Source organism: Polynucleobacter sp. MWH-Jannik1A5 (assembly GCF_018881795.1).
Taxonomy (GTDB): Bacteria; Pseudomonadota; Gammaproteobacteria; order Burkholderiales; family Burkholderiaceae; genus Polynucleobacter.
In genome coordinates, this window is record NZ_JACVPQ010000001.1 from 1,687,638 (window position 1) to 1,704,112 (window position 16,475).

At 46.1% G+C, this 16,475-nt stretch carries 20 protein-coding genes; 9 read left to right on the top strand and 11 right to left on the bottom strand.

Translation table 11 applies throughout. The annotated features are described in order from the left end of the window. The first annotated feature begins 94 nt into the window (after positions 1 to 94). Positions 95 to 1,048 (top strand): Bug family tripartite tricarboxylate transporter substrate binding protein, encoded by a 954-nt coding sequence (locus ICN23_RS08635; protein ID WP_370624782.1) that lies wholly within the window; start codon positions 95 to 97, stop codon positions 1,046 to 1,048. Positions 1,049 to 1,122: 74 nt separating this feature from the next. On the opposite strand, the gene ICN23_RS08640 is transcribed toward ICN23_RS08635, so the two are convergent. The 6 genes from ICN23_RS08640 to ICN23_RS08665 form a co-directional block, all read right to left on the bottom strand. Beyond that, on the bottom strand, positions 1,123 to 1,671 hold the full coding sequence (locus ICN23_RS08640; RefSeq protein WP_216231738.1) for a hypothetical protein: 549 nt from the start codon (positions 1,669 to 1,671) through the stop codon (positions 1,123 to 1,125). A 63-nt stretch (positions 1,672 to 1,734) separates the two neighbouring features. Further along, a complete protein-coding gene (locus ICN23_RS08645) occupies positions 1,735 to 2,559 on the bottom strand; it encodes an SDR family NAD(P)-dependent oxidoreductase (protein ID WP_216231739.1) in 825 nt (274 codons plus the stop codon). Further along, complete coding sequence (locus tag ICN23_RS08650) at positions 2,560 to 3,285, bottom strand: SDR family oxidoreductase (protein WP_370624783.1); 726 nt, start codon at positions 3,283 to 3,285, stop codon at positions 2,560 to 2,562. A gap of 2 nt (positions 3,286 to 3,287) precedes the next feature. Continuing rightward, on the bottom strand, positions 3,288 to 4,067 hold the full coding sequence (locus ICN23_RS08655; protein WP_216231741.1) for a citryl-CoA lyase: 780 nt from the start codon (positions 4,065 to 4,067) through the stop codon (positions 3,288 to 3,290). A 23-nt stretch (positions 4,068 to 4,090) separates the two neighbouring features. Further along, positions 4,091 to 5,599, bottom strand: coding sequence for a class I adenylate-forming enzyme family protein (locus tag ICN23_RS08660; protein ID WP_216231742.1), 1,509 nt, complete (start codon positions 5,597 to 5,599; stop codon positions 4,091 to 4,093). A gap of 50 nt (positions 5,600 to 5,649) precedes the next feature. Then, on the bottom strand, positions 5,650 to 6,642 hold the full coding sequence (locus ICN23_RS08665; protein WP_216231743.1) for a tripartite tricarboxylate transporter substrate binding protein: 993 nt from the start codon (positions 6,640 to 6,642) through the stop codon (positions 5,650 to 5,652). 222 nt (positions 6,643 to 6,864) lie between these two features. Between ICN23_RS08665 and ICN23_RS08670 the strand changes: the two genes are divergently transcribed. The 6 genes from ICN23_RS08670 to ICN23_RS08695 are packed head-to-tail and all read left to right on the top strand — an operon-like array spanning position 6,865 to position 8,863. Further along, on the top strand, positions 6,865 to 7,044 hold the full coding sequence (locus ICN23_RS08670) for a hypothetical protein (protein ID WP_216231744.1): 180 nt from the start codon (positions 6,865 to 6,867) through the stop codon (positions 7,042 to 7,044). 1 nt (position 7,045) lies between these two features. Next, the gene (locus tag ICN23_RS08675; RefSeq protein WP_216231745.1) at positions 7,046 to 7,345 is read left to right on the top strand and encodes a hypothetical protein; all 300 of its coding nucleotides are present in this window, start codon (positions 7,046 to 7,048) and stop codon (positions 7,343 to 7,345) included. A gap of 53 nt (positions 7,346 to 7,398) precedes the next feature. Beyond that, positions 7,399 to 7,824 (top strand): Smr/MutS family protein, encoded by a 426-nt coding sequence (locus ICN23_RS08680; protein ID WP_255532739.1) that lies wholly within the window; start codon positions 7,399 to 7,401, stop codon positions 7,822 to 7,824. A gap of 47 nt (positions 7,825 to 7,871) precedes the next feature. Beyond that, positions 7,872 to 8,213: a YqjD family protein gene (locus tag ICN23_RS08685; RefSeq protein WP_216231747.1), complete on the top strand. Its 342-nt coding sequence runs from the start codon at positions 7,872 to 7,874 to the stop codon at positions 8,211 to 8,213. 3 nt (positions 8,214 to 8,216) lie between these two features. After that, positions 8,217 to 8,585, top strand: a complete 369-nt coding sequence (locus ICN23_RS08690) for a phage holin family protein (protein ID WP_216231748.1) — start codon at positions 8,217 to 8,219, stop codon at positions 8,583 to 8,585. Then, on the top strand, positions 8,582 to 8,863 hold the full coding sequence (locus tag ICN23_RS08695) for a YqjK-like family protein (RefSeq protein WP_216231749.1): 282 nt from the start codon (positions 8,582 to 8,584) through the stop codon (positions 8,861 to 8,863). The genes ICN23_RS08690 and ICN23_RS08695 overlap by 4 nt, the downstream gene beginning before the upstream one ends. Here ICN23_RS08695 and ICN23_RS08700 read toward each other — a convergent pair. Next, the gene (locus ICN23_RS08700; protein ID WP_216231750.1) at positions 8,860 to 9,378 is read right to left on the bottom strand and encodes an adenine phosphoribosyltransferase; all 519 of its coding nucleotides are present in this window, start codon (positions 9,376 to 9,378) and stop codon (positions 8,860 to 8,862) included. The two genes, ICN23_RS08695 and ICN23_RS08700, sit on opposite strands and share 4 nt — an antisense overlap. 11 nt (positions 9,379 to 9,389) lie before the next feature. Here ICN23_RS08700 and ICN23_RS08705 point away from each other — a divergent pair, with 11 nt between their 5' ends. Together ICN23_RS08705 and ICN23_RS08710 are read left to right on the top strand one after the other, a co-directional pair. Beyond that, positions 9,390 to 9,947 carry a 5'-methylthioadenosine nucleosidase gene (locus ICN23_RS08705; RefSeq protein WP_216231751.1) on the top strand — a complete coding sequence of 186 codons (558 nt, stop codon included), beginning with the start codon at positions 9,390 to 9,392 and terminating at the stop codon, positions 9,945 to 9,947. 16 nt (positions 9,948 to 9,963) lie between these two features. After that, positions 9,964 to 11,634, top strand: a complete 1,671-nt coding sequence (locus tag ICN23_RS08710) for an AMP-binding protein (RefSeq protein ID WP_370624769.1) — start codon at positions 9,964 to 9,966, stop codon at positions 11,632 to 11,634. Positions 11,635 to 11,645: 11 nt separating this feature from the next. Here the strand turns inward: ICN23_RS08710 and ICN23_RS08715 are convergent, their stop codons facing one another. From ICN23_RS08715 to ICN23_RS08730, 4 genes are all read right to left on the bottom strand, one after another. Next, a complete protein-coding gene (locus ICN23_RS08715; protein ID WP_216231752.1) occupies positions 11,646 to 13,385 on the bottom strand; it encodes an IlvD/Edd family dehydratase in 1,740 nt (579 codons plus the stop codon). A 65-nt stretch (positions 13,386 to 13,450) separates the two neighbouring features. Continuing rightward, positions 13,451 to 14,314 (bottom strand): transporter, encoded by an 864-nt coding sequence (locus ICN23_RS08720; RefSeq protein WP_370624770.1) that lies wholly within the window; start codon positions 14,312 to 14,314, stop codon positions 13,451 to 13,453. Between the two features lie 7 nt (positions 14,315 to 14,321). Beyond that, entirely contained in the window at positions 14,322 to 14,849 is a 528-nt protein-coding gene (locus ICN23_RS08725) for a hypothetical protein (RefSeq protein WP_216231754.1), read from the bottom strand. A 31-nt stretch (positions 14,850 to 14,880) separates the two neighbouring features. Continuing rightward, positions 14,881 to 16,188: a U32 family peptidase gene (locus ICN23_RS08730; RefSeq protein WP_216231755.1), complete on the bottom strand. Its 1,308-nt coding sequence runs from the start codon at positions 16,186 to 16,188 to the stop codon at positions 14,881 to 14,883. Between the last annotated feature and the right edge of the window lie 287 nt (positions 16,189 to 16,475).

Consider the following 16,475-nt stretch of genomic DNA (forward strand, 5'->3'; position numbering starts at 1 on the left):
ATTTATTTCTAGCCCGTGGTTAGCACTTTTATTATCATCATTCCAAGTATCATTAATTTTTCATCCACTACAAAAAAGGATTCTTGTGAAACGAATCATCCATTTAGTGTTTGCTACTTGTTTCTGTTTTTTCTCTAGCCTAGCACTTGCTTATCCTACTAAACCCATAACGATTATTGTTCCTCAGGCGCCGGGTGGAACAAACGATATTGTTGGGCGGGTTGTAGCCCAGCGTCTTGGTGAGCAAATGAAAGCTTCGGTGATTGTCGAAAATCGACCAGGTGCTGGCGGTAATATTGGCACTCAGTTTGTTGCCAATGCCCCTAAAGATGGCTACACACTCTTGATGACCATTAGTAGTGCTCAAGCCATTAACCCTGCGCTTTATAAAAACCCAGGGTTTGATCCCGTCAATGACTTTGTGCCTTTGGCCATGATCGGCTCAGTACCTAATGTATTGGTGGTCAATCCCAACTTCCCTGCCAAGAACTTAGATGAATTCTTAAAGTTGGTTAAATCAAAGCCTCCTGAAACCTATCAATATGCTTCAGCAGGAAATGGCACCTTAAACCACCTCCTTGGTGAAATGCTCAATCAGAGCTATGGCATCTCCTTGCAACACATTCCTTATAAAGGTGTAGCGCCCGCACTTAACGATCTTTTAGGTGGTCAAGTACAAATTGCCTTTGCGAGTTTGCCGTCTGTACTGCAATACATCAACTCACAAAAACTCATTGCACTTGGTGTCAGCTCTGCTAAGCGTTCACCCATTCTGCCGGATGTTCCTTCTATTTCAGAGAAAGTTCCTGGATTCTCTGGATCCTTATGGATTGGCTTGTTTGCACCAAAAGGTACGCCAAAGCCTGTGGTTGATAAATTGCAAAAGGAGATGCAACTCACACTTGCAAACCCAGAGTTAAGAGAAAAACTACAAGCCTCTGGAGTAGAGCTTGCAAATATGTCTCCAGCTGAATTTGCGAAACAGTTACAAGAAGATATTGCTCGCTGGGCCAAGATCGTTAAAACCTCCGGCGCATCACTAGATTAAGTCTGATATTGACGATGTAAATAAATAAAGGGGCCGCGGCCCCTTTATTTATTTCTAAATCTACTCAAGACAGATTAGTTGGAGCCATTAACTGCTTGCATATAGCCTTGAATGTATTGCGGTGGTACATAGAGTTCAGTTTTAATGCCTGACTTAGATGAAACGGTCATGATGAAACCTTTCTTCATCTTGTCCTTGAGGAATGCTTCAGTCAATTGAACTGATAGTACTTCTCTGAAGATGCAACCTCGATCGCCACAAGCGCCAGCTTCTCTGCCAACTACTTTAAACGTGCTTGCAGGATTGCCTTCTTGAGATGCTGAATCGTAGTAACGCCATTGTGAGAAATATGTAAGCTGAGCAATGAGCTCATACGTTTTTGCACCTTGTCTTGCTTGCTCAGCTCTAAGGCTAAACATTTGATAGGTATTGGTTTCATCCATTGAATTAATAGGAGGGCCTTGATAGATTTTTCCGCCCGTTGCTGAATTAGGCGTAATGATGGTCGAGTGATAGACATCATTAATTTCCCAGCCGCTAATTTTTTTATCATTCTGATTGCAGGCAACTAGTCCGGCGCTGATTGCTAGCAATAAAACAACTCGATAGATGATGCGATGCATATAAAGCTCCCTAAGAATCACCAAATCATACTATCCCTTGGTGCGGAGCTCGATTTCTAGCGCTTATACGTATTTACCGGTTAGGCCGCCGTCCACCACCAGCTCTGTTCCAGTAATGTAGGCTGCGGCATCGGACACTAAAAAGGCGCAGGCGTGAGCTACATCCCAGGCAGAGCCTGAACGACCTAGGGGCACCTGGCGATCGCGGGCTGCGCGTGCTTCATCAAGCCCGTTTTCAGAGAACATTTTGGCTACGGTATTGGCAATGCGAGGGGTATCAATTAGTCCAGGAACCACCGTATTTGCTCGAATGCCCTTGTCAGCGTATTGCTGGGCAATCATTCTAATGAATTGCGTGTTAGCAGCCTTGGTCACGCTATAGGCTAGGTGAGGATAGCCCAAATAACGCATTCCTGCTACTGAAGAAATAGCAATAATATTGCCGCTATTGCGAGATACCATTTCAGGCAAAACTTCTTGCGCTGCTAACAAAAGACTACGAACGTTGACCTTATGAATGCGATCAAAATCCTCGGCGCTAGTTTCCATAGGGCCACCAACTTTGCCGATCCCTACGTTGTGATGCAACACATCAATTGGGCCAAACTGTTTGCGCGCTTCACTAAACAGTCTTTTCACATCGTCTTCTTCAGAAACGTCGCCCACAAAAGTTTGGGCTATGCCGCCTTCACCTAGGATGATCTTAGTAGTTTCTTCTGCAGACACTAGATCTCGATCGATAACACAAACCTTAGCGCCTAAGCGAGCGTAGGTAACGCATGAGGCTCTACCAATACTCCAACCAGGGCCGGCTGAACCACCACCCGATACAAAGATCACACGATTAGTGAGATCAGTAGGTAGGCCGGGAGGATGCTTTAGATTCATTTACTGACTGAGACCCACAGTCATACCGCCACACACATAAACTACCTGACCTGTAGTAAATCCAGCGCGTTGGTCCAAGAGTGAGGCAACCATATGGGCCACTTCTTCAGGTTGACCAATACGACCTAGTGGCACACTATCTAGAATACGCTGTGTAGCGGGGGCACCTGGTGGGTTGGCGCTCTGAAAGAGTTCTGTAGCAATCGGACCTGGTCCAATAGCATTGACAGTAATGCCATTGGCAGCAAGCTCTAAAGCCAATGTACGCGTAAGACCTAATAGTCCCGCTTTAGAGGTGGCATAAGCAATGCGCTCTTCTTTACCCAGGGCAGCGCGACTGGCGATGTTCACAATGCGTCCAAAGTGAGCAGCTTTCATAGCGGGGAGTAGGGCTTGCACACAAATGATGGCGACGACGACGTTGACAGTCATCACCGCCTGAAAATCAGCGATGGTGGTTTTCTCAATCGTGCCGGGGCGTACGGTACCTGCGTTATTCACCAAACGCGTGATCGAAAATTGGGATGCGACATCAGCTAATGCAGCGCGTAACACTTGTTCGTCAGAGACATCTACTTCGTAGAAGCTTTCATGAGGGGAAATTTCTGCAGGTGCTGTTTTGTCAAAATTGATGACATGCATGCCATCAGCAATAAGACGCTCGCTAATTGCACGACCTATGCCACGGCTAGCCCCAGTAACTAAGACACACTCTCTAGGACTCATCATTAGCCAATCTTATTGGCGCCATCCACAAATGGAATGGCATGCTCGACGGTATCCCAAATAAAGCGGCCTGATGGGCTTTGTTGTTCTTCAACAATATGGGCCACTAATCCAGCTGAACGAGAAATTACCGCAAAGCCACGCATTACAGCAGTAGGTATACCAATTTCTCCTAGGAGGGCTGCAACAGCACCGGTTGCATTGATGGTGATAGGTCTACCAGCAACTTCATCAACTGCTTTAGATAAGGTCTCTAACGCACGAATATGATCCCCTTTGAGTTCTTTCTCGGCGCGACCCATCTCTAGGAGTTTGTATGCTCTGGGATCTACTGGTTTATGTAGATGATGACCAAAGCCGGGAACTGCACCCTTAATGTTCTTGTAGTGTTGTGCAATTGAAAGCGCTTCAGCATAAGGGTCTTTTGCAGCAATGATGCGATCTAACAATGCCGAGCAATTCTCCATCGTGCCAATGAATGAGCTACCAACGGCAAGTAGACCAGCTGATACTGCGCCTTGTAAATTTTCAGGAGCGCTCATATAGATTAAGCGTGTAGCAATCGCACTCGGCGTTAAGCCATGCTCCATCAACACAATCAGCACGACATCGGTAATCCGAATATCTACACCACGAGGCTCTCTACCCAAAATTTGCATCAACATCACTTCAGTGAATGTCTTTTTACCCATCAAATCTTCCACTAAATCAGCATCGCGGTAATGCAAGCTAGTCAGGGTATGTGTACAAAGGCTGGTAACAGGCGTTTTTTTAGTAGTCATAGTAATAATTTTCTAAATTAAATCTAGGCATGAGCTTGAAGCTTTTGAATGACGGCACTCTTCAGTAGCTTGCCTACATTGGAGCGCGGTAAGCTCTCGTAGAAGTGAACGCGCTTAGGCGTTTGTACAGGCCCCAGTAGATTACGAACAAATGCGATCAGCTCAGCTTCATCGGCACTTTGTCCTGGGTGTAATTGCACGGCAGCTTGAACAGTTTCTCCCCACTTTTCATCGGGCAGACCAAAAACAAGGCATTCATGAACAGCAGGGTGTTGGCTTAACGCATTCTCAACATCAACTGGGTACACATTAAATCCGCCAGTAATCACGATATCTTTGAGGCGATCCTTGAGATACAAAAATCCACGTTCATCGATCAAGCCGCGATCACCAGTATGTAACCAGCCATCAATAATGGTTTCAGCAGTTTTCTCTGGCATGCGCCAATAGCCATTCATGAGCAGATCACCACGTGCAACGACTTCGCCGATTTCACCGCTGGGCAAAATTTTGCCTTCTGGGGACATGATGGCTACATCGCTAAACCATGTAGGCCTGCCAACGGCCGCCCAGTTATTGGGATCTTCAAAATCTTCTGGCCGCATGACAGTCAAAATTTGCGGCGCTTCAGTTTGACCGTAGGTGGTTCCTAAAACTCGACCAAAGAAATCGCGCACCTTCCGTACTTGCTCCGGCGGCATTGGAGCGCCACCATAAATCAGTCTGCGCAGTTTTGGAAAATCACTTCTGGATGCATTAGGCAGAGCCATTAGCATGTAAACCAGAGTTGGTGGCATAAAGCAAACGGTACCCCTGCGATCCCGAAATGCGGATCTGACCACTTCTGCGCCGGCACCATCTAGGATGACGTGACAGCCACCCTGAGCCAGAATGGGAACAATGTAAGTGGATGTGCCATGCGTAATCGGAGCAGCTACAACATAGCGCTCATGCTCATCAAATCCCCATACCTGAATTTGATTGCTAATGTTTGCCATCCATGCGCGGTAGGGTTGCATGACGCCCTTAGGTGCACCGGTAGTACCGCCCGTAAATTTAATCGCTTGAATGGCATCTTGAGGCAATTCAAAAGTGGGTTGAGGTGCATCAGCATGTAGATGGATGAGTTCATCCATGCTTCTGGCTGATGCGTTAGTGTCGCTACCTGTATATATCCAAGCGCCTGATGCGCCATTGAGTAATTCCTGGTTTGCCGCATCCAGGATAACGATAGACGGCTCAGTGATATTGATGATGCGCGCAATTTCTGGGTGAGTACTCTTAGGATTTAAAGGCACCCATACCTTGCCGCACGCCAAGATCGCGAGGAGAGCAGTGATGTGATCTGCGCTATTGCCTGCACAAATTGCAACGCGACTTTGTAATGCTGGATCTAAAGCCGAAAGTCCTGCCGCCAGAGCTTTGACTCGCGCAGCTAAGGTTGAGTAATGAATTGGACCTGCAGGGGTGTCAATGGCAATGCGGTCGGGCCAGCGTTGCGCAGCCCTCCAGAAAAAGTCGATAGGAAACATAAATTAATTCATCTTCATAAAGACGATTTGCGAAGGGCTAGGGATTACTTTTATTCTGCTTTGGCGCCAGATTCTTTTACTACTTCACGCCAGCGTTTCACTTCAGAGACCTCAAATGCGGCCATCTTTTCTGGTGTGCCGGGCTCAGGGGTGGCGGCCAACTCTTGCATGCGTTGACGTACCTCAGGTGAGTTCAATGCCTTATTGAGTGCGGAATTAAGCTGCATGATGATCGGCTTTGGTGTTCCTGCGGGAGCAACTAGAGCAAACCAAGATTGCACATCAAATCCAGGGTAGCCAGATTCTGCAATGGTTGGGACATCTGGCAAAAATGGTGAGCGTTGAGCGCTGGTAACGGCAATCGGGCGAAGTTTTCCAGCCTTGATGTGAGGTAATGCAGAAGGCGCATTGTCAAACATCGACTCCACTTGACCGCCTAGTAAATCAGTTACAGCAGGTGCACTTCCTTTGTATGGGATATGCAGCATTTGAATTTTGGCTTGCATCTTGAACATTTCACCGGAAAGATGAATAGATGAGCCGCTGCCTGAAGAGGCGAACGTGACACCATCTTTTGCATTTTTGGCATAGCGCACATAGTCGGCTACGGTCTTGACGGGCAGGCTTGGGTTGACTACCAAAATATTCGGAATCTTAGCAATCATGCCAATCGGCTCAAAATCCTTGATAGGGTCGTAGCTTAAATTTGGGTAGAGCGTAGCGTTAATCGTATTAGCAATAGAGAAGGCATATAGCGTGTAGCCATCTGCAGGAGAGCGGGCTACTAATTCAGCTCCAACGTTGCTGTTCGCCCCTGGCTTATTTTCAACCAGGATAGATTGGCCCAATGTATTGCTCATGCTAACGGATACCAAACGCGTTAGGACGTCTGTAGCGCCGCCAGCAGAGTAGCCAACAATAATCTTGATGGGCTTAGTTGGCCATGCTGATGATGTCTGGGCTACAGCTGATATCGAGATGGCTGTAATCAGGGCAGCAAAAACACTCAACAAGCCTTTTTTGGGTGTGAAACGTAAAGACATAGATCTCCCCCGGTTTATAGGGTGCTTTAAGACAATCTTTATAAGCCCCAATTTTTATTTATTCAGTATTTATAACACCAAAGACGAGAAAACGGTTTCTTGCTTCCTTTCGTCTAAGTTCAACATCCATGTCTTTTATTAGGGTATCTCACTACCCTTTTTTACACTTCACAACTTCACAAGTACTGAAGTTGTGATATAGTTATCGAACTGGGAGATGAAATGAAGAGACAAATACCAAAAACACATCAGGCCTTGGAATGGGTAGGCAAAGGCATGACTGCTGCTCAAGCAGCAAGAAAGATGGAGATTTCAGAATCCAGTGTGTATGCCGCTCTTAGAAAAACCAGAGCTAAAGAAGTAGGTTGTTGTCCAACGTGTGGTCACAAAATAAGGAACTAAGATGAAAAAGACTCTATTAGCAGCCGTATCAATCTCAGTAGCTGCATTTGCTTATGCAAATACAAAGCCGTCAGATTCTTCTGAGTTAGTAAATCAGCAGTGCAAGATTTCTGCTGAAGCGGTATCTACGTTGAAGGGCTTACGCTATGGCAACACTTCAATCCGCAAGGATGTATCGACGCTCATTAACGCCAGCTTAAAGACGCCAGAGAATCGAGATCTTGCGCAAAAGACGCTCAATCTCATGGTGGATGACAAATCCATTGATGCTAGAAGTCTTGAGGGTAAGTACTGCTCTTAATTGACCGGTTAATTACCTTGGCACACAACGCAGAATGTCCTGACTGTGGGAACATGCGGGCACTGTTTGATCATTGCCCGCATTGTGGATCTAATAACTTGCCAATATTGAGCTCCGATACGATTGAGCTCAATATTAAGCAAGATGGTCCCTATGTGGACGAAGCACTAGAACGAATTACAGACTACCTACGAAAATCTCTAGAAATTGGGATCAAGGCCATAGTCTTGATTCATGGATATGGATCTAGTGGCGAGGGTGGACGAATTAAATGGGCCATTCATGATGCCCTGGAAAACAATCGCTATTCAGATAGGGTTGATGAATATCATTTTGGTGAGGATGTAGCCTACGGGAGCGAGGCCTATCATGCCTTGCTTAAGCGCCGCCCCGGATTAAAGCGATATCTCAAGCGATTTAAAGAAGGCAATGCCGGTATGACAGTCTTATTGCTAGGTTCTCAAGCTAGAAGTGCTTAGAATAGGATTACCGTGAAATTACTGCCTTATTTATTGGGAATAACTCTATGACTGCCAAGAAACTTGACCATGCCGTTGTCCATGAGGACAAGCAAACTGGTGCTGAAAGCCTCATTGGCGAATTCAAATCACTCATGGCAGATGCCGAGGCCTTAATTAAGGCTACCGAAGATCATCCAGGTGAGGCGATTAGCTCCATCCGCAATAAAGCCTTAGAAACTTTGGCTGGCGCCAAGGAGAGTCTTTCTGGTGTGGAGGATAAGTTGCTCGATAAGGCAAAAGTAGCTGCTGAAGGTGCGGATGATTTTGTCCATCGCAATCCATGGGAAGCGGTTGGCGTTGCTGCAGGTTTAGGTTTGTTGATTGGTTTATTTATTGGACGCCGTTAAGTCATGTCCCAAGAAAACTTACTATCCTCCATCAAGGGTCTAGCTGCTACCGGCGCATCTATTGCGCAAACACGTTTAGAGCTCTTATCTTTGGATGTGCAAATAGCTAGAAGCAAATTCATTAGCTTGTTGGTGATGATTATCAGCGCCTTATTCTTCTTATTTTTCGGCCTAGTGATGCTGGCATTGCTGATTGTGATCTATAGCTGGGAGACTGATCGCATGTTAGCTCTTGGTTTATTAACAGGCGCATTTTTATCGATCGGCTTGATTCTGGCTCTGCTCATTACTCAATCATTACGCAAAATGCCTCGATTATTTGAAGCCTCAATTACAGAATTCGCAAAAGATCGCGAAGCGCTTTCAAAATGAGTGAGAAGCTAGAGGCTTTAGAGCGCCGTCAACGTGAGCTGATAGTTCAGGCGAACCGTGAGCGAAAAGCTTTTGGAGAACATTTTGAAGCTTGGGAGAGGCCACTCTCTTGGGCGGATAAAGGAATGGATGCAGTTCACTTCCTAAAGAGTAATCCCATTTTATGGACTAGTGCTTTTGCAGCATTGGCGCACTATAAGCCGAAGATTGCCAGCAAAGTCTTGGCAGTAGGTTGGGGTGCTATGAAGATTGTTAAAAGTGCTAAAAAGCTAATCTAGCTTTTCAATAGAGAATGATGTTTGATGCCATTCTGGCTCAACAATGTATTGCCATTTAAAAAAGTAATTTCTAGCAAGGTCATTGCACCAGCTACTTCAAAGCCAGCATTTCGAATGAGCTTATCTGCCGCAATCAAAGTCCCGCCAGTAGCCAGAACATCGTCCAAGAGCAACACCTTGGAACCTTTAGGCATGGTGGACTGCTGAATTTCCAGTGAATCATTCCCATACTCCAGGCCGTAGCTTTCACGATGGCTTGCTAATGGCAACTTGTTGGGCTTTCTGGCTAGTGCCAATCCCTTATGGGCATGGTGTGCTAGAGCAGAGCCAAAGATGAAGCCACGCGATTCAATGCCCAGGATGTGGGTGTAATCAAATTGCTGGGCCAGATCATGCAGCCGTGCAATTGCCTCTTTAAATGCGGTTGGATTGGCTAGCAAAGGGGAAATATCCCTAAAAAGAACGCCAGGTTTAGGAAAATCGGGAACTCCAGGTAGATAATCTAATAAATTCATTGCTAACCAATATGAAAACAGAACTACTCATTATTACCGCATTAGAGACTGAGCTCAAGCGCGATGCACTACCCAGTGGCGTGGAGATTGTGTATTCAGGAATTGGCAAAATTAATGCTGCAATGACCAGTATTAAAGCAATACATCAATATTCCCCTAAAAGAATCTTAAATTTTGGAACCGTGGGAAAAATTAATCCCGAGTTACATGGACTATTGGAGATCGGTAAAGTGATACAGCGCGACATGGACGCGGAACCATTGGCGCCACGTGGCAATACTCCTTTTTGTATCCGACCCCAAGAGTATCTTTCCACAGGACAATTTTTGTGTGGCTCTGGCGATAGCTTTGTGACCGCCAAAGATCCGTGGTTATTGAGTCAAGGTGTAGATGTCGTGGATATGGAGTTGTTTGCAATAGCTACGGTTGCACATGAACATCGCATTCCCTGGCAATCCTTTAAATATATTACTGACGATGCTAATGAGTCATCTGGAACTGATTGGAGCGACAGAGTACATCATGGTCAGGATTTATTTTTAGAAAAGTTGCGGTCCTTCATTCGTTGAATATCAAGGGGCATTCGTGAGCGTCGTAAAACCCTGGTTAAAACATTACCCTGAGGGGGTTCCCCATGACTTGGGCCCATTAAATCACACATCGCTGAGTGATTTAATGGAGGAATGTTTTATGCGTTTTGCTAATCGCAAGGCGATTGAGGCGATGGGTAGCTTCTTTACTTATACCGATATTGATCGCTTATCCAAAAATTTCGCTTCCTATTTAGCAAGTCTCAATCTGGCAAAAGGGGCGCGCGTAGCATTGATGTATCCCAACGTGATTGAGTATGTGGTTGCAATGCTTGGAACGCTACGAGCTGGATATACAGTGGTAAATATCAATCCGCTATATACATCACGAGAACTAGAGTCTCAATTAAAAGATAGTAACGCTGCAGTTCTAGTGCTCATGGAAAATTTTGCATCCACTTATGAGCAAATTTTGCCGCAAGTAGATCTGAAGACTGTCATTGTTAGTAGCCCTGGTGAATTGCTGGGCCTCAAGGGGCATCTCATTAACTGGGTCGCGCGCCACATCAAAAAAATCGTACCGCCCTGGAATTTTAAGCACATCAAAATGAAGGATGCGCTTCGAATCGGCTCTAGACTCACGTTTGTGAAGCCATCTGTAGGCTTGGATGATATTGCCTTTTTGCAATATACCGGCGGAACGACTGGGGTTTCAAAAGGTGCAGTGTTATTGCATCGAAATATTCTATCTAACGTGATGCAGATAGAGGCTTGGCTTCACCCGGGCCTCAAAAAGCAGCGCAATGATCAATTGGTTTTCTTGTGCGCTTTGCCAATGACCCATATCTTTGCTCTAACTGCCTGTGCTTTATTAGGAATTGCTAAGGGCGGCTTATTGATCTTGGTGCCGAATCCGAGAGATATCAATGGTTTTATCAAAACACTGATTAAGCATCCCAATATCAATATCTTTCCTGGTGTGAATACCTTGTTTCATGCATTGATTCACCGCCCTGAATTTAAATCAGTCAAGCTACCCAATTTATTGGTAACGATTGGTGGTGGCATGGCCGTCCATAAGAAGACGGCGGATCATTGGCAAGCGCTGACTGGAGTGCCTATTGCGCAGGGTTATGGTCTTTCAGAAACCTCGCCAGTAGTTTGTGTGAATAGCCCGCTGGAGAATCGCTTTACAGGCCATATCGGCTCACCTATTTCAGGTACGGATGTGGTGATTCTGGATGATGATGAAGTAGTCTTGCCGCAAGGATCGATAGGGGAGATCTGCATTAAAGGTCCGCAAGTCATGGCAGGCTATTGGAACAAGCCGGATGAAACCCGCAACTGTATGACTGCTGATGGTTACTTTAAATCTGGCGATATCGGTCTGATTACTCCAGAGGGGTATGTGCAGATTGTTGACCGCAAGAAAGACATGATTGTGGTGGCAGGATTTAAAGTATTTCCCAATGACGTAGAAGATGTCATTGTGCAAATGCCCGGCATTCAGGAGTGTGCCGTCATTGGTGAGCCGCACCGAAAGTTAGGTGAGATTGTGAAGGTTTATGCGGTCCGCTCAGATCACCACATTACTGAAGCAGCCGTGCTGCAGTATTGCAAAGAGCATCTCACGAACTATAAGCGACCCAGAAAAGTGATTTTTATAAATGAATTACCGAAATCCAATGTAGGCAAAATACTGCGTCGCGAGCTCAGAAATATTTAAACGAAGATCGTTTACTTGCGAGGTGTTTTACCTACCATCTTCGCCGCCCTTAAGAAATCAAAGTCAACGCCTTGATCTGCCTGCGTAACGGTATCTAAGAATAGCTTCTTATACCCACGCTCAGCAGTAGGTGAGGTAATTGGATTTTCTTTCATGCGCTTCGCTAATTCTTCATCAGAAATTAAAAGGCTGATTTCTCGATTCTTGACGCTCAAGCGGATGCGATCTCCGTTACGCACTTGAGCCAACGGGCCACCGATAGCGGATTCAGGGGTAACGTGCAAGACAATCGTGCCAAAGGCAGTACCGCTCATGCGTCCATCAGAGATGCGAACAATATCTTTCACGCCAGCACGAGCCAGCTTCATAGGAATAGGGATATAGCCAGCCTCTGGCATGCCAGGAGCGCCTTTAGGCCCAATATTCTTGAGTACTAAGATATCTTCTGCGGTGACATCTAATTCAGGGCTATCAATACGGTTAGCTAAGTCTGCAGCGTCCTCAAACACTACCGCTCGTCCTTCATGCTCCATGAGCTTTTCATTAGCAGCAGATTGTTTAATAATGGCGCCGCCTGGTGCTAGGTTGCCGTGTAATACCGCAATGCTGCCGCGTGGATAAATAGGTTTGCCAAAGGGGCGAACAACATCTTGTTTAAAGCTTGGTGGGGCCGCATCAATTTCTTCGCCAAGCGTTCTTCCTGAAACTGTCATGGCATCTAGCTTTAACAATGGCTTGAGTTCGCGTAGAAGGGTGGTCATGCCACCAGCATCATGGAAGTTCTCCATGTAATGATCGCCGGATGGTTTTAAGTCCACCAGAACTGGTGTCTCATCACCCATCTTGTCGAGGGCATCTAAGTCGATTTCCAATCCCATGCGACCTGCAATTGCCGCAAGGTGAACAATACCGTTAGTCGAGCCGCCAATAGCGAGCAAGACCCGCATCGCATTTTCAAAGGCGTCAGCAGTTAAGACTTTATCGATTGTTAAACCTTCTTTGGCCATCTTCACGGCGCAAGTACCAGTTTCTTCTGCAATACGAATACGATCCGCAGTCACTGCAGGAGGAGTGGCGCCACCGGGCACAGTCATGCCGAGCGCTTCGGAGATGCAAGCCATGGTGCTAGCAGTTCCCATCACTGAGCAGGTGCCAACACTGGCTACCAATTGATCATTTACTTCATCTTTTTCTATTTCGTCAATTTCACCAGCGCGGAACTTACCCCAATAACGACGGCAATCGGTGCAGGCGCCAACACGCTCACTGCGATGTGAGCCTGTCAACATGGAGCCTGTAATCAGCTGAATGGCAGGGATACCTGCAGAGGCTGCACCCATCATTTGCGCTGGGACAGTTTTATCGCAACCACCAATCATGACAACCGCATCCATCGGCTGTGCGCGCACCATTTCTTCGGTGTCCATTGACATCAAGTTACGCAAATACATGCTTGTTGGCGCCGCAAAACTTTCGTGAATAGAAATGGTCGGAAATTCCATTGGTAAACCACCGGCTAACATGACGCCACGTTTTACAGCTTCCAGTAATTGAGGCATATTGCCGTGGCAAGGGTTGTATGCACTGCCAGTATTAATGATGCCTATTACGGGGCGATCTAAGGCGCTATTGGTATACCCAGCTCCCTTAATGAAGGCTTTGCGCAAAAATAATGAGAAACCTTTGTCGCCATAGCTAGTCAGGCCTTTGCGTAAACCACTCTCGGCAGGGTCTTTTGGTTTATTGCTCATGAATGTCTCAAATCTCTTTTAAATGTTCTTTTGGTTTTATTGTAGCCATTCACTGCCGACTTGACCTATAGGCCGCCACCCCAGCGATACTGCCAAGAAATACCTATGGCATCGTAGCTGTTGTTCGTTCTGGAATAAATGCCTGTGCTGCCAGTTAAGCGTATGGAATTGTGCTTATTGATGGGGTAGGACAGAGTACTACCAAAGCGCCAATTTTCTTGGGAACCACTGACGGGCATGCCGTTCACATAGGATTGACCCCCCATATAGTAGGTTGCATCCGCAGATATCCAGGCCGTGTTCTGAAAGTAGTAAATCACGTGAGACTCGGTGGAGTACATAGGGTTTTGGGAGAGTGTATTGCTGCCCATAAAGCTTGTATTGCTAGTGTAGATGGTTGCCATCCCGGCTAGCTCTAAACGCCAAGGCCCAATCGCTTGGGATGCGCCGATGCCCGGTTGAATGACAGAGCGATTTGCACCCACATTCAGCATTTGATCGCTGTTGTACTTTCCCCAGGGTATAGAAGCTGCAAGACTGGCACCAATAATGAGATCTTGTTGATAGCTTTTGAATTCATCTAGCGAAAGTGCTGGCGCACCATATAAATTGGCTGAGACTTTCACAACAGGATCCGATAAACCTTCCGCAGAAGCATTCATGCTCTGAGATCCAATGCTGCCACTGCCGGTAAGTTGTGCATAGGGAAGTAAGAGACTGATTCTGCCGGACTGCCCAAAGACATCAACGATACGTGTGACATTGATCGCTTCAGTGGTTAGCTTATAAGAACCACTTTTAGCCTGGGCGATCCCGCCAGTAATAAAGTTAATGCCAATCGGCGCATTGGAATACATGCGCGCTTCAATTTCTTGAGCGTTAACTTGTTGGCAAAATATTGCTAACAAGCAAAACCAAAAAATTCTCACAGGGTAATTATTTTTTAGAGCCAAATAAGATGGCTAGTGTTGCGGTATTGCCCAGGGCTTGATTGACACCCATAAAAATCAAGTAGGGCCAGACGATAAGCCAATAAAGGATGGACATCGCAAAGATTCTTAAGGGCTCCCCATTTCCAAATGCTCTCATGGAAGAAATAAATTCTTTGCCATGGATTAAGCCATCAATTCCCGCTTCAATAAAGTTCAAGGCAAGAACGAAAAGAAGATAGACAATTGATTCGAACAAGAGAGAATTCACAATTCCATGTTCTTTATTGATTTTGATTGGATAGGCCGCCTGTGCAATCAACATAAATTTTGCTGAGATACCAGCTTTAATGAGCGCAAACCCAAAGATCGATAACGGGATAGGTCGCTCCTCAAGAGCGGTCGCCGCAAAAAAAGTAATCGCACAGAACCAGGCGCCAAAATAAAGCGTTAAGCCAAAGGCTTTTTTAGCCTCATCCTTGAGTTTTTCTTTCAAGCTGTGATGGTTTGGCTGCCCAACAGTAGTGTTCGTCATTAAAAATATTCAATCAGAAAAATTGGATGGGCTATTCACCACAGGTAGCGCAAGAGCCTGCGACTTCTGCTGGGGCAGGCTCTTGTGTGTAGCGTGCAATAAAGGCATGTTTGCTCGACATCGGTATTTTGAGCCATACAAAGTGACCCGACCCCGGGGCTACATCAATCGATTCGCCATTCATATTCCACATTTCAGTCAGCGTCACATCGGTGTTACCGCTTGGTTCAATAATCTCTAGCTTATCGCCAACGGAGAAACGATTCTTGACGTCTACCTTAACGCGGCCTGTTGCTGAATCCATGTCGAGAGTTTCGCCAACATATAAGCTGCGCCCTGATAAAGAGTGGCCGCGCATATAGAGTTGATATTCTTTGTCGTGATGACGCTCATAAAAGCCATCGGTATAACCACGATTGGCTAAACCCTCTAGTTGACCTAACAAAGCAGTGTTAAACGGTTTGCCTGCAACCGCATCATTAATGGCTGCTCGGTAGGCCTGCACAGTTCGTGAAACGTAATAGGGAGACTTGGTGCGCCCCTCAATCTTGAAAGAGTCAACACCCATCTTGGTAAGGCGCTCAATATGTTCAACTGCTCGCAAATCCTTCGAGTTCATGATGTAGGTGCCATGCTCGTCTTCTTCCATTGGCATCAGATCATCGGGGCGGCGAGCCTCTTGCAGAAGAACCACATCACCGCTGCCATTTTGTTGTCCCGGCTTAACTTTGTAGTCCCAACGGCAGGCGTTCGTGCAGGCGCCTTGATTGGAGTCACGATGAGACATGTAGCCCGAAAGCAAACAGCGGCCTGAGTAGGCGATACATAAAGCGCCGTGTACAAAAACCTCAAGTTCCATTTCAGGACAATCTTGACGTACTTCTTCAATTTCATCAAAAGAGAGTTCGCGAGACAAAATTACACGGCTAATACCAACCGAGCGCCAGAATTTTGCTGATGCGCCGTTTACAGTATTAGCTTGAACTGATAAATGAATTGGCATATCTGGCCATGCTTCACGTGCCATCATAATTAATCCGGGGTCTGACATGATTAAAGCATCCGGACCCAGAGCAACTACAGGAGACATGTCGCGAATGTAGGTTCGCGTCTTACCGCCATGTGGCAATAAATTAGAAACTAAATAAAACTTCTTACCCATGTCATGGGCAGTATCAATTCCTTCTTTGAGAACTTCGATCTTGCCAAAGTCGTTATTGCGAACTCGTAGTGAATAACGGGGTTGTCCGGCATAAATGGCATCCGCACCAAAATCGAATGCAGTGCGCAACATATTGAGGCTGCCAGCGGGAGCGAGGAGTTCGGGAATCTTAGTCATAGGCGCTATTTTAGTGCGCTTAGGCTGAATATTGCTGAAGATATGGATGTGTCTGGTCAGGGCTCTATAAGTCGTTTTAGGCAATAAAAAAGCCCCTAGATTGCTCTAGGGGCTTACTTATTTGGCTCCTCGACCTGGGCTCGAACCAGGGACCTACGGATTAACAGTGCATTTCAAGCTGTTTTTGTCCGTAAATGGAGGATTGCTTAAAACCCTTTTATTGCTTACCTCTTAACCAAAATAGCGATTCAACTCTTTGTTTAAAAGGGAAAATTGCTCTTTTGGTT